Here is a 23779-nt window from a genome sequence, read left to right on the forward strand (position 1 = left end):
CATCCAGAGCTTGTACGGCACAGCCGTGCAGAACCCAGAAATCAAAAGGAGAACCAGCGACATGGCTGCCACCGAGCAGGACATTCTTGACGGCCTCGGCAAGATCATCAACGAGATCACCGGCATCCCGGCCTCGGACGTGACCCCCGAGAAGAGCTTCGTCGACGACCTCGACATCGACTCCCTGTCCATGGTCGAGATCGCCGTGGCCGCCCAGGACGAGTTCGGCGTCGAGATCCCCGACGACCAGCTCAAGAACCTGAAGACGGTCAAGGACGTCCTCAACTTCATCCAGGGCTGAGAAGTCATCATTCTGACTAGCAAGGAGCGCGAAACGTGAGTGCGAACCGGGTACGTGTCGTCGTCACCGGGCTTGGCGCGACGACGCCCGTCGGTGGAGACGTCACCTCGACCTGGACGGCGCTCCTCGCCGGTCAGTCGGGTGTCGAGACCCTCACCACGGACTGGATCGACTCCGTCCCCGTGAAGTTCGCGGGGACGGCCGCGGTCGATCCCACCGAGGTGCTGCCGCGGCCGGAGGCCCGCCGGCTCGACCGCAGCGAGCAGTTCGCGATGGTCGCCGCCCGGGAGGCCTGGCAGGACGCCGGCGCCCCCGAGGTCGCGCCGGAGCGGCTGGGCGTCGTGGTCTCCAGCGGCATCGGCGGCATCAGCACCACGCTGAGCGCGTACGACACCTGGCGTGAGCGCGGCTGGAACCGGCTGTCGCCGTTCACCGTGCCGATGCTCATGCCCAACGGCCCCGCCGCCTGGATCGGCCTCGACCTGGGTGCCCAGGCGGGGGTGCACGCCACTGTGTCGGCGTGCGCGTCCGGCGCCGAGGCGATCGGCCACGCGATGGACATGATCAGGGTGGGCCGCGCCGACGTGGTCGTGGCCGGCGGCACCGAGGCCGCCATCCACGGGCTCAACATGGCGGCCTTCGCCGCCGCGCGGGCCATGTCCACCCGCAACGACGACCCGCAGGGCGCGTCCAGGCCGTGGGACCGCGACCGCGACGGGTTCGTGCTCGGTGAGGGCGCCGGCATCGTGGTGCTGGAGTCCGAGGAGCACGCGAAGGCGCGCGGCGCGAAAATCTACGCCTACTGCGCCGGGGTCGGCTACTCCGCCGACGCCCACCACATCACGCAGCCCGAGCCCGAGGGCCGGGGCATCATCATGGCGATGACCCAGGCGCTCAACGACGCCGGCCTGACCGGCCTCGACATCAAGCACGTCAACGCACATGCCACCTCCACCCCTGCCGGCGACGTCGGCGAGGTGCAGGCCGTGGCCAAGGCCATCGGCACCCACCCGCTCGTGACCTCGACCAAGTCGATGACCGGTCACCTGCTCGGCGGGGCCGGCGGCATCGAGTCCGTCTTCACCATCAAGGCTCTGCAGGAGCGGATCGTCCCCGCGACCATCAACCTCGACGACCTCGACGACGGCATCGAGGTCGACCTGGTCTACGGGAAGAACCGCCCCCTGCCCGACGGAGACATCGCCGCGGTCAACAACTCGTTCGGATTCGGGGGCCACAACGTGGCCGTCGTGTTTAAGGGGGCATAAATGACCGTGCTGGACAACGGGATAGCGACCGACGGCACCGAACAGGAGCCTGCCGACCCCCGCGATCCAGCCGTCCGCCTGACCGCGCTGCTCGACGAGGGCTCGCTGCGGCTGATCAGCTCCGAAGACAAGAGCGGCGTGCTTGCCGCCATGGGCCGCGTCGAGGGTGTTCCCGTCGTCGCCTTCTGCAGTGACGCCCGCTTCCAGGGCGGCGCGATGGGCAGCGAGGGCTGCGAGCACATCGTGCACGCCTACGACGTGGCCGTCCGTGAACGGGTGCCGGTCATCGGGATCTGGCACTCCGGCGGTGCGCGACTCGCCGAAGGCGTCGAGTCGCTGCACGCCGTCGGGCGGGTCTTCGCCGCCATGACCAAGGCGTCCGGCGTGGTGCCGCAGATCTCCGTGGTCGTCGGCCCCGCCGCCGGCGGCGCCGCGTACGGTCCCGCGCTGACCGACATCGTCATCCTGGCCGAGTCCGGCCGCATCTTCGTCACGGGCCCCGACGTGGTCCGCAGCGTCACCGGCGAGAACGTCGACTCCGCGGCGCTGGGCGGCCCGGAGCCGCACAGCAAGCGCAGCGGCGTCGTGCACGTCGTCACCAAGACCGAGACCGACGCGTACGTCAAGGCGCGCCAGCTCGCCACGCTCCTCGGCCACCAGGGCCGGGTGCGCACGGGAGAAATCGAGGAAGTGGACTTCTCCACGCTGCTGCCCGACTCGGCGAGGCGCGCCTACGACGTCAAGCCGCTGGTCAACGGCCTGCTCGACGAGCCTGGCATCGAGCTGCACCCCAAGTGGGCACCGAACATCGTCACATCGCTCGGCCGCCTCGGTGGCCGGACGGTCGGTGTGATCGCCAACAACCCGCTGCGGCTCGGCGGCTGCCTCGACGCCACGTCCGCCGAGAAAGCCGCCCGCTTCGTACGCATGTGTGACGCTTTCGGAGTGCCGTTGGTTGTCCTCGTGGACGTTCCCGGCTACCTGCCCGGGGTCGGGCAGGAGCACGACGGGGTCGTGCGGCGGGGGGCCAAGCTGCTGCACGCCTTCGCCGAGGCCTCGGTGCCGCGGGTCACGCTGGTGACGCGGAAGGCGTACGGGGGCGCGTACATCGCGATGAACTCCCGCGCGCTGGGGGCCACCAAGGTGTTCGCCTGGCCTACCACCGAGGTGGCGGTCATGGGGCCGGTGGCGGCCGTACGCATCCTCAAGCGGCGCGAGCTGGCCGCCGCGCCGGAGGAGGAGCGGGCCGAGCTGGAGCAGCGGCTGGCCGCCGAGCACGAGAAGCTGGCCGGTGGGCTCGACCGGGCCCGTGAGCTGGGGGTCATCGACGAGGTGATCAAGCCTGCGGAGACGCGCGGCGCCATCGCCAAGCTCCTCGCCCAGGCCACGCCCGCCCGCGGCGCCCACGGCAACATCCCGCTGTAGCTCTTTGACGATCGGCCCCGCACCGAGCATCGGTGCGGGGCCGTTCGCGTGCTTCCCAAGAGGCCCCGCGCAGGCGTGGGTGCGGGGCCGTTCGCGTGCTTCCCAAGAGGCCCCGCACCGTGCTTTCCAAGAGGCCCCGCACCGGCGTGGGTGCGGGGCCTCTTGGGCGTGACGTTCGCCCGTGGCGTGGGCAGGGTCAGACGGCGGCGTGGAGCCAGCGGACGGGCGCACCGTCGCCCGCGTACCGGAACGGCTCCAGCTCCTCGTCCCAGGGCCGTCCGAGCATCTTGTCCAGCTCGTCCTCCAGCACGCACCGCCCCTGCGCGGCCATCATCATCGCCGCCCGGAGCCGTTCCTCGGGGATCATGATGTCGCCGGCCGCACCGATGACCGCGGTGAAGGCACCGAGCGTCGGCGTGTAGGCGTGGCGGGACCCGTCCACTCCCGGTGACGCATCCTCGGTGATCTCGAACCTGAGGCGCTGCCAGCCCATGAGCGAGGAGGCGATGGCCGCCGCGATGCCGGCGCGGCCATCCCACTCCGCCTGGGCCCGCACGACGTTGGGCGCGGCGGGTTGCGGAGTCCACGTCAGATCCACGGGCACGCCAAGGACACCCGCGACTGCCCATTCGATATGAGGGCACAGCGCGGGCTGAGCCGAGTGGACGTAAAGGACGCCACGAGCAGACACCGGACCTCCCGTTTCGGTACGAGGTGCGCCTTCCCCAACGGCCTCGCCCCGGGATGATCACAAGTGACTAGGGAGAGACTACCGTCGGTCGCTATCCGGCACCAGAGGGGGGCCATACCAACTTGGTGCGGGAGTGGCATGTGACAGTTGGACCAGCGGGGAAACATACCGCCTCATGGACATCCAACCTGTCGGCGCGTCGCTCATCCGGCCTGGCCAGGTGCTGACCGACCGCGCGGCGCTGTCGGCCGTCTCCCGCTGGACCCAGGCGGTCTCGGAGGCGGACGGCGTCTGCGTGATCCACCTGTCGCCCGGCGCCGACCCCTGCGAGATCACCGCCGAACTCCGCGAGCGGGGCCTGCGAGCGTCGCCGAACCACGTGTTCCGCGGCCAGCCCCTGTTCTTCGGTGGTCCCGCGTCCAGACCCTTTCCGACCCCGCCCATCGCCCACAAGCCAGGGCGGTCCCGCTCGGGCGTGGTCGTGGGGCTGCTCGACACCGGCATCGCCAAGCACCCGTGGTGGTCCGGCAGCGACTGGTACGGCGGGACCGCCCCCGAGAGCGCCGACGCTACGGAGGGCTCGCAGGCGGGGCACGGCACGTTCATCGCGGGCCTGCTGACCCGGCGGGCCCCGGGCGCGGAACTGAGCGTGCACCGGGTGCTCGACGGCGACGGCATCGGCGACGAGGCGACCGTCGTCCGCGCCCTCCACCGCCTGCGCGAGCGCCCTCCGCAGGTGCTCAACCTCTCCTTCGGCGGCCACACCTACGACGACCGCCCGCCACCGCTGCTGTCAGACGCCATCGCCGCGCTGCCCGACACGGTGACCGTGGCCTGCGCCGGCAACACGGGGTCCGACCGGCCGTTCTGGCCGGCGGCGCTGCCCTCCGTGGTGGGCGTGGCCGCCGTGGACGCCGCGGAGGAGCAGCGCGCCCCCTACTCCGGCTACGGCATCTGGGTGGACGCCTGCGCCCGCGGCGACTGGCTGACCAGCAGTTTCCTGGACGGCGGTGACTTCGCGGGATACGCGGCGTGGAGCGGCACGTCGTTCGCCACCGCCCTGGTGGCGGGGGCCGTCGCGGACGGGGCCAAGAGCGAGCCGGCCAAGGAGGTCGCCAGACGGCTCTTCGAATCTGAGCGGGCCCGGCAAATTCCGGATCTGGGAGTTCTGATCCCGGCGAGTCTGTAGAGTTTACGCTCAGTCCTCAGCCAATCACGGGGAGGCATGATCGCCTACTCGTGCCGGACGGAAGGAGGCCGCGATGCGCGATTCAGCGGAGCTGCTCGCAGCGGCGGCCGAGGGCGACCGGACGGCCTGGGACGAGCTGGAGGCCAGGTTCGGGCCGCGTATGTGGGCGGTGGCCCGTGCGTGCGGCCTGAGCCCCTCCGACGCGGCGGACGCGGTCCAGGGTTCCTGGTTGCGCCTGCTGCAGCACCTCCCGAGCATCAGGGATCCGGCCGGAGTGGGGGCCTGGCTGGTGACGACCGTGCGCCGCGAAGCCCTCCTGCTACTGCGTAAAGATCGTCCCGGGGTCTCCTCCTTCGAGGTCGTCGAAGACCCTGACCCGGAGTCCGCCGTCCTGGAGGCCGACGGCCGCCGCCTGCTCTGGAAGACGGTCTCCGACCTGCACGAGCCCTGCCGCTCACTCCTCCAGTTGGTCGCCGTCGACTTCGGCAACCAGCAGATGGCGTCACGGCTCGGACTGCCCGTGGGCAGCATCGGTCCGACCAAGGCCCGGTGCCTGGAAAAACTGCGCACTCTGATCTCAATACAGGAGACAGCGCAATGATCAACGACGAGTATTTCCTGGCAGCCCTCCGGTTGGCCTCCGGGAACGACCCGATCCCCGGCCAGGTGTCCGCCGCCGCGCGCGACGCCTACCGGCTCCGGGTCCCCGGGGCGGTGACGGCCGACCCCACCGACCGCGGCGCCGCCGGCGGTGTACGCGATGACGAAGGCTCCCATCTGGTGCGCTTCGTCGTGGCAGGCCTCACCTTCGACCTGGAGATAACGATCGGCGACGGGCTCATCGACGTGGCGGGACACGTCTTCCCGTACCCGGGGGAGGGCGCGCTCATCGATGTGCGCACTCCCCATCTGACGCTCACCCGGCGGATCGCCGGCTCCGGCGACTTCGCCGCCACCGGCCTGCCGCCGGGCTGGCTGAGCGTGGTCTGCCACCGCCCCGGCCACAACCCCGTTCAGACGCGATGGGTGCGCATCCGGCCCTGACGACGCGACCCTGATCCCCTTGCCGACCAGCCGAGAGAGCCGCGTCGCCTCTCTCGGCCGTTTCCGTTCCAAGGCAGCGAGTTTCCATCCCAAGGCACCCAATATGAGCGCAACACCAGAGCGACCCGACGACCGAGATCCACTCGTCGTGGCGGCCGAGGCCGCTGTCATGCGCTCCCTGGTCGATCCCGACCACGCCCTTCGCGCCGGCCGTACCGTGCTCTCCACCGCCCGCCGCGTCGGCGACCCCGAGGCCGAGGCCGTCGCGCACAGGGCCATCGCGCTGGCCTCCCGCGAGCTCGGCGACCTGCGCAGCGCCGAGCACCACCTCCGCGAGGCCATCGCCACCCCGGGCGCCCCGCCGGAGCGGATCGCCCAGGCCCGGCTCTCCCTCGTCACCGTACGCACCGAGCTCGGCCACCCGCTCCAGGCCCTGCGGGTGGCCGCCCTGGCCTGGGCCCACCTCTCGCCGCTCGACCGCGCCAAGCTCGACACCCAGCGCGCGGTCGCCCTGGCCCGTCTCGGCCGCCACCAGGAGGCCATCGCCGCCTGCGACCGCGCGCTGCGGGCCCTCGTGACCGCTCCCGGCACCATCGACGACCGCCGGTTCCTGGCGGGCGGGCTGCTCAACCGCGGTCTCGTCCACTCCTACCGCGGCGACTGGGACGCCGCCATGCGCGACCTGACCGCCTGCCTGGAGATCTCCCGGCACTCGGGGCTGCGGCACCTGGCCCGCCTGTCCGCCGCGAACCTGCCCTTCCTCGCGGTACGGCGGGGCGACATCGCGGGAGCGTTCAAGCTCTACCGCGAGGCCGAGGACACCCTGTTCGGCTTCCCCGAGCGGCTGGCCACGATGCGGGCGGACTTCGCCGGCGCCCTGCTGGCCGCCCATCTGCCGGGCGAGGCCAGAGCCATGCTGAGCCTGGCCGTACCCGATCTCGAGGTGTCGGGGGCGCACGTGGCGCTGGCCGAGGCCCGGCTGAAGCTGGCGCAGGTGGAGCTGCTGACCGGCGACCCGCGCCGGGCGCTGGAGGTGGCCGAGCAGGCCGCCGGCGAGCTGGCCGCGCAGGACCGGACGTCCTGGCTGCCGCTGGCCAGGGAGGTCGTCCTGCGGGCCCGGCTGACGCTCGAACCCGTCACGCCCGCCCTGGTCGCCGACCTGGTCGCGTGCGCGGACGAGCTGGAGGACGGCCTGGCGCACCTGGCGGGCGCCGCCGCGCTGCGGCTGGTGGCGGCCGAGGCGGCGCTGGCCGTGGACGACCACCCGACGGCCTCGGCGCAGCTGGCCCTCCTCACCGAGCACGCCGAACGTGAGGAGCCGTTCCCGCCGATCGGCACCCGGCTCACCCCGCTGGACTCCGAGCCCGCGCGGGAGGCGGAGATCCCGGTGCCGGTGCGCCAGCACGCGCTCGCCCTGGAGGCGTCGCTGCAGGAGGACGCCACGGGGGCCTTCCGGGCGGTCCGCGTCGGGCTGTCGGAGGTGAGCGAGCGGGTGGAGACGTTCGACGATCCCTCGCTGCGCGCGCACGCGGCCAGGGCCGGGGAGCGGCTAGCGGGGTTCGGGCTGGGGCTGGCGGTGCGGGGCGGGTCCGCCGGGGAGGTGTTCGAGTTCGCGGAGCGGTGGCGGGCGGTGGCCGCGCCCTCGCACGCGTGCTCGCTGGTGGATCCCGAACGGGTGCGGGCGGAGCTGGGGTGCGGGGCTCTGGTGGAGTTCGTGGCGGACGAGGACGCGCTGCTGGCCGTGCTCGTCACCGGGGAATGCGTGACGCTGCGGCGGGTGGGCGACGCTCGGCAGGTCAAGGAGGCGATCGTCCGGCTCCGTCACGCGCTGCGCCGTCAGTGCTCCGGGACGCCGCATCCTCGCTGCGACCTGGAGAGCGTCGAGGTGGCGGCGCTGGAGGTCGAAGGGCTGCTGCTGCGCCCGCTCCTCGCCGAGCTGGGAGACGGGCCGCTGGTGGTGGTGCCGGTGGACGCCCTGCACACGCTGCCGTGGGGCGCGCTGCCGTGCCTGCGCGAACGCCCGGTCAACGTGGTCGCCAGCGCGGCCGGCTGGGTGCGGGCCCGGGAGCTCGCCCGCGCCCGCCGCAGCGGCCCGCCGGCGGTGGTGGCGGCAGCCGGGCCCGCCCTGGCGCACGCGCACGCCGAGGTGCGGAACGTGCTCGCCTGCCACCCCGACGGGCGCGAGGCGCCGGGGCGCACCGGGCCGGTGCTGGAGGCCCTGGCGGCGGCCGACGTCCTGCACCTGGCCGCGCACGGGGTCTTCCACGCGCGCAGCCCGCTGGTGTCCGGGATCACGCTGGAGGACGGCTCGCTGATGGCCTATGACCTGCTGGACATCCCGCGGTCGCCGGGGCTGGTGGTGCTGTCGGCCTGCAATTCGGGGATGTCGCGCACGCCGGTGGAGGGGGCGCCGCTGGGCCTGCCCGGAACGTTCCTGGCCAAGGGGTCCGCGTGCGTGGTGGCCGGGCTGGTGCCGGTGCGGGACGAGGGGGCCATGGCGCTCATGAGCATGTTCCACGAACTGCTGGTGGCGGGCCGGCCTCCGGACGCTGCCCTGGCCTCCGCCGCCGCCAAGACCGGCGAGACCGGCTTCGTCTGCTTCGGCGCGGGCGACCATCCGTTGTATTAGCGGTACGGGGCCACAGAGCTGATCAGCCCGGCTCCCACTCCGACGCAGGGCCAGGGCTGCGGGGCCCCGCAGCCGGAGGCCGGCCGTTGGCGGTGAGGTCAGCCGGTGGCGACCGGCCGGGAGGGGTCGGCCACCCAGTTGGACCAGGAGCCGACGTACAGGGCGGCGGGCAGGCCGGCCACCTCCAGGGCCAGCACCTCGTGCGCGGCCGTCACCCCGGAGCCGCAGTAGGCCCCCGCCTGAACCCCCTCCCGGACCCCGAGCCCGGTGAAGCGGTCCCGGAGGGCGGCGGGCGCGAGGAAGCGGCCGTCGGGCCCGACGTTCTCCGTCGTGGGCGCGTTGACGGCCCCGGGAACGTGCCCGGCCACGGGATCGATCGGCTCCACCTCGCCCCGGTAGCGTTCGGCGGCTCGGGCGTCGAGCAGCACTCCCTGGGTGGCCAGCGCCCCCGCCTCGTCGGCCGTCAGCGCCGGCATCCCGCCGGGCCGCGCGGTGAAGTCGCCGGACGCCGCGAGGTCGGGTGAGTCCTTCGTGGTGGGCAGCCCGGCCTCGGTCCACGCGGGCAGCCCGCCGTCGAGGACGCGGACGTCCTGGTGACCGAAGTAGCGCAGCGCCCACCAGGCCCTGGCCGCGACCGTGGATCCGGCGTCGTCGTAGACCACCACGGGGCGCCCGTCCGACACGCCGAGCCGCCGCATCGCGCTCTGGAACGCGCCCGCCTCGGGCAGCGGATGCCGCCCGCCCGCGCCGGGCGGGGCCGCGAGATCCTGGTCGAGGTCGCAGTAGACGGCGCCGGGGATGTGCCCCTCGCGGTAGAACTCCACCCCGGGCGGCCCGCCGAGCCGCCAGCGGACGTCGAGCACCGTCACGTCATCGAGCGCGGCGAGCTCGGCCGGTGTGATCAGCGGGCTGGTCAAGGCGTACCCCCAGAGAATTCGTCGCCGGAACTCGTCACAGTATCTCCGGCCAGGTCACGTGCGGGCCTGCAGGAGCGGCACGTGCTGCTCGGCCGCCGTCATCGAGCCGTGGTAGCCGGTGAACAGGGCCTCGATCCTGTGATGGGTAGGCGCGATGATCGCCAGGTCGGCGTACGGCACGGCCACGACGTCGCCGATGCGCCCCAGCCACGCGTCCCGCACCCGGGGGCCGAACCAGCCCGACTCCACCGCCTCCCGCCTGGAGACCACCCAGGCCTTCCCGCGCAGGGTCTCGCGCCACGCCTCCAGCACGTCCCGCGCGGCTCCGGGCTCGGCGTAGACGTGCCTGGCCCTGGCCTCGCCGCCGAGCAGCGCCACGCCCGCCGTGAGCTCGGGGACGCTCTCGGCGTCGATCTTCTCGGTGGCGTTGACCATGCCGTGGTCGGCGGTCACGTAGAGGGCGGATCCAGGAGGCAGGCCCTCAGCGAGCCGCTGGGCCATGTCGTCGACGACGGCGAGCTGCCGCAGCCACTCCTCGCTGCCCCAGCCCGTCATGTGCCCGGCGGCGTCCAGATCGCCGTAATAGACGGTGACGTGCGCCGCCCCTTGGCGCATGGACTCGTGCACGCGGGCCACGCGGTCGTCCACGGTGTCGGCGGCCACGTAACGGACGCCCCGGTAGACGGCCTGCGTCAGGCCGGTGCCCTCGAACTCGGCGGGGGCGACGTAGACGGCGTCGAGCCCGGCCCGGGTGGCGCGCTGGTAGACGGTCGGGGCGGGCTGCCAGAGCTCGGGATCCATGGTGAGGCCGTCGGGGAGGGTCCACCGCAGGCAGTTGAACAGGTGGCCGGTGCCGGGGACGGCCAGCGTCAGGCCGAGCATGCCGTGCTCGCCCGGGGTCAGGCCGGTGCCCAGGGAGCAGAGGCTGGTGACGGTCGTGGCCGGGAATCCGGCGGTGAGCGTCCGGCCCGCCAGGCCGGACAGGAACGGGGCGGCCTCGGCGTGCGCCCTCAGCAACTCGGCGCCCAGGCCGTCGACCAGGAACAGGCACACGCGATCGGCCGGCTCCAGGACGAGCGGCCCTCCGCCTGCCGCGCCGGGCAGACTCGCCGCGTCCGAGGCGCCCGCCGCACCGGGCGGACTCGCCGTGTCCGGCTCGGGTGCGCGCACGCCCAGCGCCGCCAGCAACGCGTCGGGCAGGTCCGCGAGTGACCCGCCGCCGTACCCCGGCACCAGCATGTCGTTCATCCTATGCCTTGGCGGATCTCCCGCTCAGGAAGCGCGGGCGGTGGCCTCGGAGAGGGCCTTGGCGAAGGCGAGGACGTGGGTGACCGCTTCCGGGCCGTCGGCCGCCTCGCTGACCCGGAGGGACAGGTCGTCGGCCGTGATCGCGCCCGTGTAGCCGTGGTCGGCCTCGCAGTTTTCGTCGCCGCAGGTGGCCGGCTCCAGGTCCACGTGGGAGATGGCGCCCCAGCCGATCGTGAGCGTCACCTCCGTGGGAGGCACGCCGGGAACGTAGGAGGCGGGGTCGGGCACCACGCGCGTGACGGCGACCGACTGGACACGGGTCAGGCGCACGGCCTCCGTGGTCGTGGAGGCGTGGGATGTCGAGACGCCCTCCACCGCGGGATGCTCGTCGGTGTGGCAGACCAGCAGCCGCGTCGCCGAGAGCACCAGCACCGTGACGTGCCTGCGCACCTCCATGGCGGGATCGAACGTGGCCTCGTGATGGACCACGAAGGCGGTCACTGCCTCCTTGCCCAGCGCGGATTCGACCGCATCGGTGACGAGGTCGGGATAGTAGCCGCTGCGCTCGATCGCTTCACGCAGGCCCGCGGCTGAGACTCGGGTTTCCCTCATGGGTCCATCCTGCCAGGGCGAGGCTGTGTGCTCACCCGCCGGATATAACGCTCTATAACGTCTTTTATCCAGGCATCAGGGGGCGCTTCGGTTCACCCCATTCGCTCCCGTCGGCCGCCCTTCGCTGAGAGCTGATCAGGACAGCCTCCGGGGGCCGCCGTCGAGGCGTGGGCCCGCCGGGGTGCGGAGGGTGGCGCGGGCGCCGAGGATGATGACCCCCGATTCGCCGACGAGCACCTGGTCCAGGTCGAGCCTGGCCACCTCCGGCAGGTCGTGGGCCAGGCGGCCGACGCGTACCAGGAGGTCTTCCAGGGCGTCCACGGCCACGGGCGGGTAGCCGTACTCGCCGAAGAGCAGCGGGGCCGCGCGGACGGAGCGCACGAGCGCGGCGGCGTCCTCGCGGGTCAGGGGGGCCAGGCGGAAGCCCTGGTCGAGGAGGAGGCGCGCGGTCACCTCGCCGAGCCCGAACGAGACGAAGGGGCCGAACGCGGGGTCCTCGACGACGCCCACGACGGTCGGGACGGCCGGCTGCGGCGCCATGCGCTGGACCGCCAGCTCCACGCGCTCGCCCAGCTGGTCGGCGAACTCGGCATAGGCGTGACGGACCATCTCGGGCCCGGTCAGGCCGAGACGCACGGTGCCCGCGCGCCGCGAGGCGCCGGGGTCGGCCACCTTGAGCACCACCGGCCACCCGAGCCGCTCGGCCGCCCGCACCGCCTCGTCCGGCGAGCGCACCACTTCGGCGGGCCAGACGGTGAGGCCGTAGCAGGACAGGAGCTCGGCGGCGTCCACCTCGACCGGCGGGCCCGGCTGCGCGAACGCCCCCTCTTCCGACGCGCCGGTCCGTGCCGGAACGGTCGCGGTGAGGGCCGTCCGGACGAGGGCCTTGGCGCGGACCGTGTCGATGCCGTCGAGCTCCGGCGGCGGCACCGCCGGGTGGGCGAACCACTTCGCGTAGCGGACCACATGGGCCAGCGCGCGCACGGCCTCCTCGGGCGCCGCGTACGAGGGGATCGAGCCGCGCGCGGGGGCCGTCCCGCACCCCGGCGGGCCCGTCTCGACGCGCAGGGCCTGGTGCATGCCCAGATGCCCCTGGAACGTCGCCAGCACCGGCTTGCCGGAGTCCTTCGAGACCCGCAGCAGCTCGGCCGCCACCGCGTCCGTGTCGCCGGGGATGGGCGGCATGTAGATCACGACGGCGGCGTCCACGTCGGGCGAGGCCAGCTCGCCGGCGAGGGCCGCGCCGAACTCCGAGGCCCCGGCGGCGGCGCCCAGGTTGACCGGCGAGCGGGGGTCGAGGCCGGCGGCGAGGCAGGCGTCGGCGGCCAGGAGGCCGAGCGCGTCGGAGTTGGTCACGAGCGCGACCCGGGGCCCGGCGGGCAACGGCTGGTAGGCCAGCAGCTGGCCCACGTCGAACAGCTGGATGAGGTCGTCGACCCTGATCAGCCCCGCCTGCTCGAACAGCGAGCTGATCGCCGAGTCGGGCAGCCGCAGCTCCTCCGCCGAGTGCCCGGAGGGGGTGCCGCCGCTCTTGACCACCACGACCGGCTTGCTGCGGGCGATGCGCCTGGCCAGGCGGGTGAACTTGCGCGGATTGCCCAGCGACTCCAGGTAGAGCAGGATCACCTCGGTCGAGTCGTCTTCCTCCCAGTACTGCAGCAGGTCGTTGCCGGACACGTCGGCCCGGTTGCCCGCGGAGACGAACGTCGAGATGCCCATGCCGCGCTGTGCCACCCGCTGGAGCAGCGCCGTGCCGAGCGCGCCGGACTGGCTGAAGAACCCCACCTTGCCCCGGCACGGCAGGGTGGCGGCGAGGGTCGCGTTGAGCTGGACGGCGGGGTCGGTGTTGGCGATGCCGAGGCAGTTGGGGCCCACGACGCGCAGCCCGTACGAACGCGCGAGGCGAGCCAGCTCGTCCTGCCTGGCCTTGCCCTCCGAACCCGTCTCCCCGAACCCGGAGGAGACCACGACCAGCCCGTGCACGCCCTTTTCCGCGCACTCCTTGACCACGTCGATCACGCCGGAGGCGGGCACGGCCACCACGGCCAGGTCGACGTCGCCGTCGATGGCCCCCACGCTCGGATAGGCCCGCACGCCCGCCACGGCCCGCACCTCCCGGTGCACCGGGTAGACGGGGCCGGTGAAGTCGGCGGCCAGCAGGTTGCGCAGGACGGTCTGGCCGACCCCGCCGGGCTCGCGCGAGGCGCCGATGACGGCGACCGAGCCGGGGGCGAGCAGCCTGCCGATGGACCGGGACTCGGCGCGGTGCTCGCGGGAGAGCGTCACCTCCGTCGAGGTCTCGGTGGGGGTGAGGTCGAGCGTCATGCGTACGACGCCGTCCTCGAACTGGCTCTGGGCCGTGTAACCGGCCTGGCGCAGCAGGCCCATCATGCGCATGTTGGCGGGCAGGACGTCGGCGACGAAGCGTTCGATGCCGTTCTCGCGGGCCGTGGCCGCCAGGTGCTCCAGGAGCACGGAGGCCACTCCCCTGCCCTGGTGCGCGTCCTCGACGAGGAAGGCGATCTCGGCCTCGCCGGGGCCGGTGCGGTCGTAGCGGATGACGGCGACCATCTCGGCGCCGATGGTGGCGATCAGCGCGACCCGGTTGACGTAGTCGACGTTGGTGAACCGCTCGACTTCCCGGTCGGACAGCCGGGGCCTCGGCCCGAAGAACCGGAAATAGATCGACTCGTCCGACAACCGCGAGTAAAAAGAGCGGAGGCGGTCGGCGTCTGCGGGCTTGATCGGCCGGACGTGCGCCGTGCCTCCGTCGGCCAAAACGACGTCGGCTTCCCAGTGGGCCGGATAATGTGCCTCCACAGTGTCGAGCGTAAACCCGCATTTCATATGCCAAGACCGGAGCCCCTGTTGGGCAACGCTTGTGCATCGACTGCAGCCCGGTGTCGTGGGACCGCCCCACGGGCACCCCGGAAGCTGTTAGTTTTGCCGTGGCCAGGCTCGTTCTGAAGGCAGCAAGGTGGTGACATCATGACGCGGGTCGTCGTGGTGGGCGATCTCATGACCGACGCGGTCGCGCGCGCCCGTTATGCGCTTGCCAGGGCGAGTGACACCCCGGCGATCGTGACCATGCACGGCGGCGGCTCGGGGGCGAACATCGCCTCATGGCTCGCCGTCGAGGGCGCCGAGGTGGCCTTCATCGGCCGCAGGGGCGCCGACATCACGGGGCGTAACCGTGACATGGAGTTGATGGGCTACGGCGTCGACGCCCGGCTCGTCATGGACCCTGAGCGGCCCACCGGCACCTGCGTGGTGCTGGTCACGCACAAGGGCGAGCGCACCATGCTCTCCGACCCCGGTGCCAACGCCGCGCTGTCGCCCGAGGACCTGCCGCGCGACCTGTTCTCCAGCGGCGCGCACCTCCACCTGTCCGGCTACACGCTGATCAACGAGGGCTCGCGCGACGCGGGCCTGGCCGCGCTCGACATGGCCAGGCGCGGCGGGATGTCGATCTCGGTCGACTGCGCCTCGTCCGCGCCTCTGGAGCGTACGGGCGCCGAGTCGTTCCTGGAGTGGACCAACGGGGTCAAGCTGCTGTTCGCCAACATCGAGCAGGCCAAGGTGCTGACCGGCCGCGACGACGCCGAGGCCGCCGCCAAGGTGCTGACGGCGTGGTTCCCGCAGGTCGTCATCAAGATGAACTCCGAAGGCGCGCTGTGGTACGCCAACGGCCGCCCCGACCCGGTCCACGTGGCCGCCGAGCCGGTCGACAAGATCGTGGACGGCACGGGTGCCGGAGACGCGTTCAGCGCCGGTTTCCTGCCCGTCTGGCTGGCGGGCAAGCCGCCGACCGAGTCGCTGGCCGCCGGCTGCCGGCTGGCCGCGAAGGCCATCGCGCACCTGGGCGCCCGCCCGCCGTTCTAGTCCCACAGGGCTCCGTTGTGAGCGGTCCTGCACCGCTATGGTGGAGAAAATCGGGATGAGCGCGAAATAAGGGAGCCGGATGCGCGGCGTGCGTCCGTTACGGCCGGGCGACCCCACGTCGGTGGGCTCGTACAAGGTCACCGGCTTTCTCGGCGAGGGTGGTCAGGGCAGCGTCTACCTCGGCGTCTCCCCTTCCGGCGAGCAGGTCGCGATCAAGCTGCTGCACGCCAGGTTCGCCGACGACGAGCAGGCGGTACGCCGCTTCCGCCGAGAGGCCGAGGCGGCACGGCGGGTGGCCGAGTTCTGCACGGCACGCGTGCTCGAGGTCGGAGCCGTCGACGACCAGCCCTTCATCGTCGGCGAGTACGTCGACGGGCCCTCCCTGCAGCACCAGGTCACCAAGGAAGGCCCCGTCCAGGGCCCGGCGCTCATGCGGCTGGCGATCACCACCGCCACGGCCCTGGTGGCCATCCACGGGTCCGGAGTCGTCCACCGGGACTTCAAGCCCAGCAACGTGCTGCTCGGACCGGACGGGCCCCGCGTGATCGACTTCGGCATCGCCCGGGCGCTCGACATCAGCCAGAGCCTGACCACCGGCATCGTGGGGACGCCCGCGTTCATGGCCCCCGAGCAGTTCCTCGGAGAGGCCTCTCCGGCGAGCGACGTGTTCGCCTGGGCGGGCACCATGATCTTCGCCGCCACCGGGCGCGGGGCCTTCGGCTTCGGGCCGCTGCCCGTGGTCATGCACCGCATCCTCAACCTCGACGCCGACCTGAACGGCGTGCCGCCGGAGATGGCGCCGCTGCTGTGGGCCTGCCTGGCCAAGGACCCCCGGCGACGGCCCACCGCCGAGCAGCTGATGCGGGACCTCATCCGCGCCGGCACCGCCCCGCCACCCGCCCCTCCGGGAGCTCAGCCGATCAGCGCCCCTCAGGCGAACGGGGGGCACCTCAGTCCGGGGGCACCGCTGCAGTATCCGGTCAGCGGCCCCGTACGGCCGCCCGTGCCGGGGGCCTCGACCGAGCCCTCGCGACGGCGCGGGCAGCGGAGGGCGCTGGTCTCGATCGGGGCGGCGGCCACCGCTCTCGTGACCGGGATCTCGGTGTGGCTCGTGGCGCGGACCCATCCCGAGGACCGCCGGCCGGACCCCACTCCCACGTCCTCCTCGCCCGTGGCGGCCTTCGGGGCGGCCGTGACCTCCGTGGCGGACCCTTCGGCCAGGAAGGGCGGGACCCTGCGCGTCGTCTCGCCGTACGAGCTGGAGTCCGTCGATCCGGGGAACATGTACACGATGGAGTCCCTGAACCTGGTCCGGCTCTACGGGCGTTCGCTGACGATGTTCAAGCCGGTGCCGGGGGCCGCCGGGACGCAGGTCGTGCCGGACCTGGCCGAATCGCTCGGCGTGCCGGGTGACGGCGGCAAAACCTGGACGTACAAACTCCGACAAGGCGTGAAATATCAGGACGGCACGCCGATCACCTCCGAGGACGTCAAGTACGCGATCCTGCGGAGCATGGATGCCTCCCGCACCCTGGGATCGAGCCACTTCGACCTCATGCTCGACCTCCCCGCCGGCTACCGGGGCCCCGCCAAGTCATCGAGCGCGAACACCGACTCGGCCATCCGGACCCCCGACGACCGGACGATCGTCTTCCGTCTGAAGCGGCCGTACGCGACGTTCGACGACGTCGTGCAGCTCCCCGAGACCGTCCCCGTGCCGAAGGCCAAGGACACGCAGGACAGCGTCCTCGCCTCGGGCCCGTACAAGATCGAGAGCGTGTCCGCCGACAAGAAGAAGCTCGTCCTCACCCGCAACGACCAGTGGGCCGCCGCCACGGACCCCAACCGCGACCCGCTCCCCGACCGGTACGAGATCGACTACCAGGTCACCGACGCCGAGCAGCGGCTGCGGGCCGGCACCGCGGAGTTCGGCCCGTCCATCACCTCGCCGGACGCCGCGGCGGCGGTGCTCGCCGATCCTGCGCTCAAGAAGCGGGCCGACGCCCCGGTGACCACGTCGGTGCGCATGCTGGCGATCAACCCGCAGGTGCCGCCGTTCGACCGGGTCGACTGCCGCAAGGCGGTGGTCCGCGCGCTCAACCTCAAGAACCTCGCCCGCGCGTACGGCCCCGGATCCGCGCAGTCCAAGCTGCCCACCTCGCTCGTGCCGCCCACGGTCGCCGGCGGTCGCTGGCCCGATCCGAACCTGAAGGCCGAGGGTGACCAGCAGGCCGCCAAGCAGTCGCTGGCCGCGTGCGGGAAACCGTCCGGATTCACCACCGACTACGTCTTTCGGGACCTGCCCAGCGAGAAGCAGATGGCCGAGGTCGTCCAGCACGACCTCGGCGAGATCGGCATCGACGTCAAACTGCGGCAGGTCTCCACCCTGGAGTTCCACAAGTCGTACGGCGGCAACCCCGGGCAGCTCAAGCGGCAGGGCATCGGCCTGATCCCCAAGTCCTGGGCACCCGACTGGCCCGATTCGGACTCGTTCCTGTCGTCGATCGCGGACAGCAGGCAGATCACCGACACGTACTCGTTCAACGTGAGCGTCCGCGTCAAGGCGATCGACGACCTCATGGACCGGGCCAGGGCCGAGCTCGACGCGGGCAAGCGGGCCGACCTGTGGACCGAGGTGGAGCAGAAGCTCGCCGACGAAGCCGTGCTCGTGCCGCTGGTCTGGATCAGCCCGCTGCTGCTACGCGGCCAGAAGGCCGCCAACCTCCACGTCAGCCCCGTCTACGACAACTACGACCTGCTCACCATGGGCGTCAGGTAGGCGACCTCACGAGGTGACCGCCAGGGCGAGCGGGAGGACCGCCGGAGCGCCCGCGTGCCGGATCAGGGCCGCCGCCAGCGTCATCGTCCACCCCGTGTCGACGCGGTCGTCCACCAGCAGCACCGGCCCGCCGCACTGCGCGATCGAGGCGCCCAGCTCCTTGGGCATGGCGAGCGTCCCCCGGACGGCCTGCACCCGCTTCGCGCTGTTGAACTGCTGTCCGGGCGCGCCCGCCCGATAGCCCAGCTCGCCGAGATAGGACAGCCGGCCCACGGACGCCAGCCGCTCGGCGAAGCTCCGCACCAGCGTGGGGCGGGTCGCGGACGGAACGCTGACCACGGCCACGGGCCGCTCGCGCCATTCCCAGGACGCCAGCAGCTGCACCACGGCCTTGAACACGTCGTCGGACACCGGCCCGTCGCCCCCGTGGAACAGCTCCCGCAGCCGGTTGCCCCAGCCGATGTCGGTCAGCCGCCCGAGCGCGCGGCCGGGCTCGGCGCCCAGCTCCGGCTTGATCCGCCCGGACAGGTCGGCCAGCCCGGTGGGCCACTGCCTGCGGGCCTCGATCTCGACGCCGGGCCTGCTCAGCCGCTGGCGGGCGCCCTCGACGGCCTGCGCGCCGATCTCCGGCGAGCGGTGCCGCCCGGTGCAGTTGTCGCAGCGCCCGCACGGCGTGGCGGTCTCGTCGTCGAGGTGCCTGCGCAGGAACTGCTCCCGGCACTCGGACGTCGTCAGATAGCCCAGCATGGCCTCCTGCTCGGCCTTGCGCTCGGCGGCGATGCGGGTGTAGCGCTCGACGTCGTACGCCCACGGCTCGCCGGTGGCCTCCCAGCCTCCCTTGACCCGCCGGACCGCGCCGTCCACGTCGAGCACCTTGAGCATCATCTCCAGCCGGCTCCGGCTCAGGTCGACCGCCGTCTCCAGAGCCGGGGTGGACATGAGGCCGCGCTCTTCGAGCGTCTGGAGCGTGGTCCGTACGACGGGCTCGGGCGGGAACGCCAGCGAGGCGAAATATGACCAGATATCGCGATCCTCGGTGCCCGGCAGGAGGATCACCTCGGCCCGCTCGACCCCGCGCCCGGCCCGGCCGACCTGCTGGTAGTAGGCGACGGGCGACTGCGGCGCCCCCACGTGCACCACGAACCCCAGATCGGGCTTGTCGAACCCCATCCCCAGCGCGCTCGTCGCCACCAGCGCCTTGAGCTTGTTGGTCAGCAGCGCCTCCTCGGCGGCCAGCCGCTCGGCCGGGTCGGTCTGCCCGGAGTAGGCGGCCACCTCGAACCCCTGGTCGCGCAGGTATCCGGCGATCTCGTGGGCGGCGGCGACGGTGAGGGTGTAGACGATGCCGGAGCCGGGCAGCTCGCGCAGCGTCTGCGCCAGCCAGGCCAGCCGCTGCTCGGCGGTGGGCAGGCGCACGACGCTCAGATGCAGGCTCTCCCGCTCCAGCGCCCCGCGCAGCACCAGCGTGCCGTCGCCGTCGTCGCCGGGCAGGCGCATCTGCTCGGCCACGTCACGGGTGACGCGGGCGTTGGCGGTGGCGGTGGTGGCCAGGACCGGGATGCCCGGCGGCAGCTCCTCGAACAGCGTGGCCAGCCTGCGGTAGTCGGGCCGGAAGTCGTGGCCCCAGTCGGAGATGCAGTGGGCCTCGTCCACCACCACGAGCCCGGCGCTCTCGGCCAGCTCGGGCAGGACGTTGTCGCGGAAGTCGGGGTTGTTGAGCCGCTCGGGGCTGACCAGCAGCACGTCGACCATGCCCTCGGCGACCTCGCCGTAGATCTCCTCCCACGCCTCGGGGTTGGCGGAGTTGATCGTGACGGCCCTGATGCCGGCCCGCTCGGCGGCGGCGATCTGGTTGCGCATGAGCGCCAGCAGCGGCGAGACGATGACCGTGGGGCCCTCGCCGAGCTCGCGCAGGAGCCCGGTGGCCACGAAGTAGACGGCCGACTTGCCCCAGCCGGTGCGCTGCACGACGAGCACCCGCCGCCGATCCAGCACCAGCGCCTCGATCGCGGCCCACTGGTCCTCGCGCAGCACGGCGTGCTCCCCGGCCAGGGCCCGCAACCGCTCCTCGGCCTCTTCACGCAGCATCGCGACATCGGGGGCTTCACTCATGCCCCCCTTGTTACCAGCTTTCTCCGACGGAATGGGCCGCCGACCGCCATACCCGCCCCGCATTCGGTGGAACTGTGACCTCAGGGGGACTCACCCGCACCCGCTATTTGTCGGCGTGCTCGGGGAAGGCGTTGATGGTGACGCGGTGCATGCGGCGGCGCTCGGTGTAGTCGGCCACCGCGTAGTGCTGGGTCGGGCGGTTGTCCCAGAACGCCAGCGTGCCGGGCCGCCACCGCAGCCGGAGCTGGTACTCCGGCGACCGGATGTGGTCGATCAGGAGCGGCAGCAGCGCCTCGTTCTCCCGGTCCGTCAGCCCCACCAGGCGGGTCGTGGAGGCGCGGTTGACGAAGAGGGCCTTGCGGCCGGTCTCCGGGTGCACGCGCACCACCGGGCGCACCATCGGCGGCCACTTGGCCTGGATCTCGGCCAGGTCGAACGGGTGCCCCTTCGCGATCGCCTTCTTCATCGACATCGTGATGTCGTGCTCGGCGGTCAGCTCGTCGCACAGCCGCTGCAGCGACGGCGAGAGCGTCTCGTACGCCAGGTACGTGTTCGCCCAGCACGTGTCCCCGCCCACGCTGGGCAGTTGGACGCAGCGGAGCAGGGAGCCCATCGGCGGGGTGGGCTCGAAGGTGTTGTCGCTGTGCCACTCGTCCCCGCCCTCGCCCTTCGGTGAGGTCTGGTCGAGGACGTGGATGGGGCTGGTGGAGTCCTTCTTGAAGGCGGGGTGGTTGAGCGTGCCGAAGTTCAGGGCGAATTGCAGGTGCTGTTCGTCGTCGATGTGCTGGTCGCGGAAGAACAGCACGAGGTGCCTGAGCCAGCCGGCCCGCAGGGTGGCGACCTCTTCCTGCGACAGCGGTTTGCGCAGATCGACCCCGGTGACCTCGGCGCCGATATGCATGGTCACGGGATGGAACTCGATCATGACGCCTCCGGATACAGGTGGGAACCCTCGGCCCGAACGTACGACCCAAGCAATTGCTTGGTCAAGGGGCGTCCGGGAGAGCCTTCCGTACACGCCGCGCGCGACTTGTGACGCCAACGAGTCGCGGGCACCCGAATACCTTCGGCACAATGTTCGACATGGCCCGACGCACGACTGCACCCCCGCCCGAGGACTTCGAGGAGCGGATCGTCGACATCGACGTCACCTCCGAGATGCGCACCAGCTATCTCGAGTACGCCTACTCGGTGATCTACCAGCGCGCCCTGCCCGACGCGCGCGACGGCCTCAAGCCCGTGCAGCGTCGCATCCTCTACTCGATGAGCGAGATGGGCCTGCGCCCGGATCGCGGCCACGTCAAGTCGTCGCGCGTCGTCGGCGACGTCATGGGCAAGCTGCACCCCCACGGTGACAGCGCCATCTACGACGCCCTGGTGCGCCTGGCGCAGCCGTTCTCCATGCGCCTGCCGCTCGTCGACGGCCACGGCAACTTCGGCTCGCCCGACGACCTGCCGGCCGCCATGCGATACACCGAGGCCAGGCTGGCCCCGGCGGCGATGCTCATGGTCGACTCCCTCGACGAGGACACCGTCGACTTCAAGCCCAACTACGACGGCCAGGAGACCGAGCCGGTCGTCATGCCGTCGGCGTTCCCCAACCTGCTGGTCAACGGCACCAGCGGCATCGCGGTCGGCATGGCCACCAACATGGCGCCGCACAACCTCAACGAGGTCGTGGCCGCCGCCCGCCATCTGATCAAGAAGCCGGACGCGACGCTGGACGAGCTGATGACGTTCGTCCCGGGCCCCGACCTGCCGACGGGCGGCTCGATCATCGGGCTGCAGGGCGTGCGCGACGCGTACGAGACGGGGCGTGGCACGTTCCGCATGCGGGCCAAGTGCGCGGTCGAGCAGATCACGCCCCGCCGCAAGGGCATCGTCGTCACCGAGCTCCCCTACAACGTCGGCCCCGAGCGCGTCGTCACCAAGATCAAGGAGCTGGTGAACGCCAAGAAGCTCCAGGGCATCGCCGACCTCAAGGACCTCACCGACCGCCACAAGGGCCTCCGGCTGGTCATCGAGATCAAGAACGGCTTCATCCCCGAGGCCGTCCTGGAGGAGCTCTACCGGCTGACGCCGATGGAGGAGACGTTCGGCATCAACAACGTCGCCCTCGTCGACGGCGAGCCGCGCACGCTCGGCCTGCGCGAGATGCTCCAGGTCTATGTCGACCACCGGCTCGAGGTGGTGCGCCGCAGGTCGGAGTACAGGCGGCGCAAGCGCGAGGAGCGCCTCCACCTGGTCGACGGCCTCATCATCGCCCTGCTCAACATCGACGAGGTCATCCAGGTCATCCGCTCCTCCGACGACTCGGCCGAGGCCCGCACGCGGCTGATGGACGTGTTCGACCTGAGCGAGATCCAGGCCTCCTACATCCTGGACACGCCGCTGCGCCGGCTCACCAGGTTCGACAAACTGGAGCTGGACCGGGAGAAGGAGACGCTGAGCGACGAGATCGCCAAGCTGACCGAGATCCTCTCCTCCGACGCCAAGCTGCGCCAGGTGGTCTCGGGCGAGCTCGCCGACGTGGCCAAGAAGTACGGCATGCCGCGCCGCACCGTCCTGCTGGAGGCGCCGGGCGTCACCCGCACCCCGGTCGCGGTCGTGGACCTGCAGGTGGCCGACGACCCGTGCCTGGCGCTGCTGTCCTCGACCGGCCTGCTGGCCCGCACCTCCGACGCCACGCCGCTGTCCGGCGAGGGCGAACGGTCGGCGCACGACGTGCTGGTGTCGGTCGTGAAGACGTCCGTACGCGGCGAGGTGGGCGTGGTGACGTCGCTGGGCCGGCTGATCCGGATCCAGGTCGTCGACCTGCCGACCCTGCCGACCACGGCCAACCCGCCGTCCCTGTCGGGCGGGCACCCGGTGTCCGAATACGTCTCGCTGCAGCCCGACGAGAAGGTCGTCGGCCTGGGTTCCCTCGACCCCGACGGCCCCGGCCTGGCCCTGGGCACGGCGCAGGGCGTGGTCAAGCGGGTCGTGCCCGACTATCCGGCCAACCGCGACGACTTCGAAGTGATCACGCTGAAGGACGGCGACATCGTGGTGGGCGCGGTCGAGCTGGTGTCGGAGTCGCACGACCTGGTGTTCATCTCCTCCGGCGCCCAGCTCCTGCGCTACCCGGCCTCGCAGGTGCGCCCGCAGGGCCGCCCGGCGGGCGGGATGGCGGGCATCCGGCTCGACGACGGGGCGCGGGTGATCTGGTTCGGGGTGGTGGATCCCGAGCGTCCCGCGCACGTGGTCACGATCGCGGGCTCCTCGACCGCGCTGCCCGGCACGCAGGTGGGCGGCGGCAAGCTGTCCGACTACGCCGAGTTCCCGGCCAAGGGGCGGGCGACGGGCGGGGTCCGGGCACAGCGATTCCTGAAGGGCGAGGACGAGCTGCTGCTGGCGTGGGCCGGCCCGGCGCCGGCCAAGGCGGTCTCGGCGGTGGGCAAGCCCGTGCCGCTGCCGGAGGAGATCGGCCGGCGCGACGGCTCGGGCGTGCGGCTGACCAACACCATCGGCGCGATCGGCGGCGCCCTCGCCTCCGGGCCCGAGGCCCTGCCGTCCGGGTCGGCCCCGGACGAGCAGACGTCCCTGTGACGCTGTCGGGGGGGCCGGGGGGCCGGGGGCCCGCCCCCCCCCGTTTTTATAAAGTGTGGGGTCCCCGGGGCTGGTGGGGGGGGGGGGGGGTTCG

The 23779-nt window shown here is 72.2% G+C and carries 17 protein-coding genes; 10 read left to right on the plus strand and 7 right to left on the minus strand.

Going from position 1 to position 23779, the window contains the following annotated elements; all coding sequences use genetic code 11:
* The first annotated feature begins 61 nt into the window (after positions 1-61).
* Genes ACWDRB_RS03890 through ACWDRB_RS03900 form a run of 3 tightly spaced genes read left to right on the plus strand, consistent with a single transcriptional unit; the run spans position 62 to position 2994 of the window.
* Positions 62-301, plus strand: coding sequence for an acyl carrier protein (locus ACWDRB_RS03890; RefSeq protein WP_350723184.1), 240 nt, complete (start codon positions 62-64; stop codon positions 299-301).
* A gap of 35 nt (positions 302-336) precedes the next feature.
* On the plus strand, positions 337-1569 hold the full coding sequence (gene fabF, locus ACWDRB_RS03895) for a beta-ketoacyl-ACP synthase II (RefSeq protein ID WP_350723186.1): 1233 nt from the start codon (positions 337-339) through the stop codon (positions 1567-1569).
* Positions 1570-2994, plus strand: a complete 1425-nt coding sequence (locus ACWDRB_RS03900) for an acyl-CoA carboxylase subunit beta (protein ID WP_449891754.1) — start codon at positions 1570-1572, stop codon at positions 2992-2994.
* A gap of 196 nt (positions 2995-3190) precedes the next feature.
* Here the strand turns inward: ACWDRB_RS03900 and ACWDRB_RS03905 are convergent, their stop codons facing one another.
* The gene (locus ACWDRB_RS03905; protein ID WP_350723190.1) at positions 3191-3685 is read right to left on the minus strand and encodes a DUF3145 domain-containing protein; all 495 of its coding nucleotides are present in this window, start codon (positions 3683-3685) and stop codon (positions 3191-3193) included.
* A 175-nt stretch (positions 3686-3860) separates the two neighbouring features.
* Here ACWDRB_RS03905 and ACWDRB_RS03910 point away from each other — a divergent pair, with 175 nt between their 5' ends.
* From ACWDRB_RS03910 to ACWDRB_RS03925, 4 genes are all read left to right on the plus strand, one after another.
* Positions 3861-4874 carry a S8 family peptidase gene (locus tag ACWDRB_RS03910; protein WP_449891755.1) on the plus strand — a complete coding sequence of 338 codons (1014 nt, stop codon included), beginning with the start codon at positions 3861-3863 and terminating at the stop codon, positions 4872-4874.
* A gap of 73 nt (positions 4875-4947) precedes the next feature.
* A complete protein-coding gene (locus ACWDRB_RS03915) occupies positions 4948-5475 on the plus strand; it encodes an RNA polymerase sigma factor (protein ID WP_355194094.1) in 528 nt (175 codons plus the stop codon).
* The gene (locus ACWDRB_RS03920) at positions 5472-5918 is read left to right on the plus strand and encodes a hypothetical protein (RefSeq protein ID WP_449891756.1); all 447 of its coding nucleotides are present in this window, start codon (positions 5472-5474) and stop codon (positions 5916-5918) included. Before ACWDRB_RS03915 ends, ACWDRB_RS03920 begins: the two co-directional genes overlap by 4 nt.
* 103 nt (positions 5919-6021) lie before the next feature.
* Complete coding sequence (locus tag ACWDRB_RS03925; protein ID WP_449891757.1) at positions 6022-8547, plus strand: CHAT domain-containing protein; 2526 nt, start codon at positions 6022-6024, stop codon at positions 8545-8547.
* A gap of 98 nt (positions 8548-8645) precedes the next feature.
* Here ACWDRB_RS03925 and ACWDRB_RS03930 read toward each other — a convergent pair whose 3' ends face one another.
* The 4 genes from ACWDRB_RS03930 to ACWDRB_RS03945 form a co-directional block, all read right to left on the minus strand.
* Positions 8646-9464 (minus strand): sulfurtransferase, encoded by an 819-nt coding sequence (locus tag ACWDRB_RS03930; protein WP_449891758.1) that lies wholly within the window; start codon positions 9462-9464, stop codon positions 8646-8648.
* 54 nt (positions 9465-9518) lie between these two features.
* Complete coding sequence (locus ACWDRB_RS03935; RefSeq protein ID WP_449891759.1) at positions 9519-10703, minus strand: alkaline phosphatase family protein; 1185 nt, start codon at positions 10701-10703, stop codon at positions 9519-9521.
* A gap of 33 nt (positions 10704-10736) precedes the next feature.
* Entirely contained in the window at positions 10737-11324 is a 588-nt protein-coding gene (locus ACWDRB_RS03940) for a DUF5998 family protein (protein WP_350723202.1), read from the minus strand.
* A gap of 135 nt (positions 11325-11459) precedes the next feature.
* Positions 11460-14171 (minus strand): bifunctional acetate--CoA ligase family protein/GNAT family N-acetyltransferase, encoded by a 2712-nt coding sequence (locus ACWDRB_RS03945; protein WP_449891760.1) that lies wholly within the window; start codon positions 14169-14171, stop codon positions 11460-11462.
* Positions 14172-14312: 141 nt separating this feature from the next.
* Here ACWDRB_RS03945 and ACWDRB_RS03950 point away from each other — a divergent pair, with 141 nt between their 5' ends.
* Both ACWDRB_RS03950 and ACWDRB_RS03955 read left to right on the plus strand, forming a co-directional pair.
* On the plus strand, positions 14313-15206 hold the full coding sequence (locus tag ACWDRB_RS03950; protein ID WP_350723205.1) for a carbohydrate kinase family protein: 894 nt from the start codon (positions 14313-14315) through the stop codon (positions 15204-15206).
* A 79-nt stretch (positions 15207-15285) separates the two neighbouring features.
* Entirely contained in the window at positions 15286-17985 is a 2700-nt protein-coding gene (locus ACWDRB_RS03955; RefSeq protein WP_449891761.1) for an ABC transporter substrate-binding protein, read from the plus strand.
* Between the two features lie 6 nt (positions 17986-17991).
* Here the strand turns inward: ACWDRB_RS03955 and ACWDRB_RS03960 are convergent, their stop codons facing one another.
* Both ACWDRB_RS03960 and ACWDRB_RS03965 read right to left on the minus strand, forming a co-directional pair.
* Positions 17992-20097: a RecQ family ATP-dependent DNA helicase gene (locus ACWDRB_RS03960; RefSeq protein WP_449891762.1), complete on the minus strand. Its 2106-nt coding sequence runs from the start codon at positions 20095-20097 to the stop codon at positions 17992-17994.
* Positions 20098-20200: 103 nt separating this feature from the next.
* On the minus strand, positions 20201-21022 hold the full coding sequence (locus tag ACWDRB_RS03965) for a TauD/TfdA dioxygenase family protein (protein ID WP_363966231.1): 822 nt from the start codon (positions 21020-21022) through the stop codon (positions 20201-20203).
* A gap of 158 nt (positions 21023-21180) precedes the next feature.
* Between ACWDRB_RS03965 and ACWDRB_RS03970 the strand changes: the two genes are divergently transcribed.
* A complete protein-coding gene (locus tag ACWDRB_RS03970) occupies positions 21181-23685 on the plus strand; it encodes a DNA gyrase/topoisomerase IV subunit A (protein WP_350723213.1) in 2505 nt (834 codons plus the stop codon).
* Positions 23686-23779: the final 94 nt, after the last annotated feature.

The sequence above is a fragment of the Nonomuraea sp. NPDC003707 genome, from assembly GCF_053587055.1.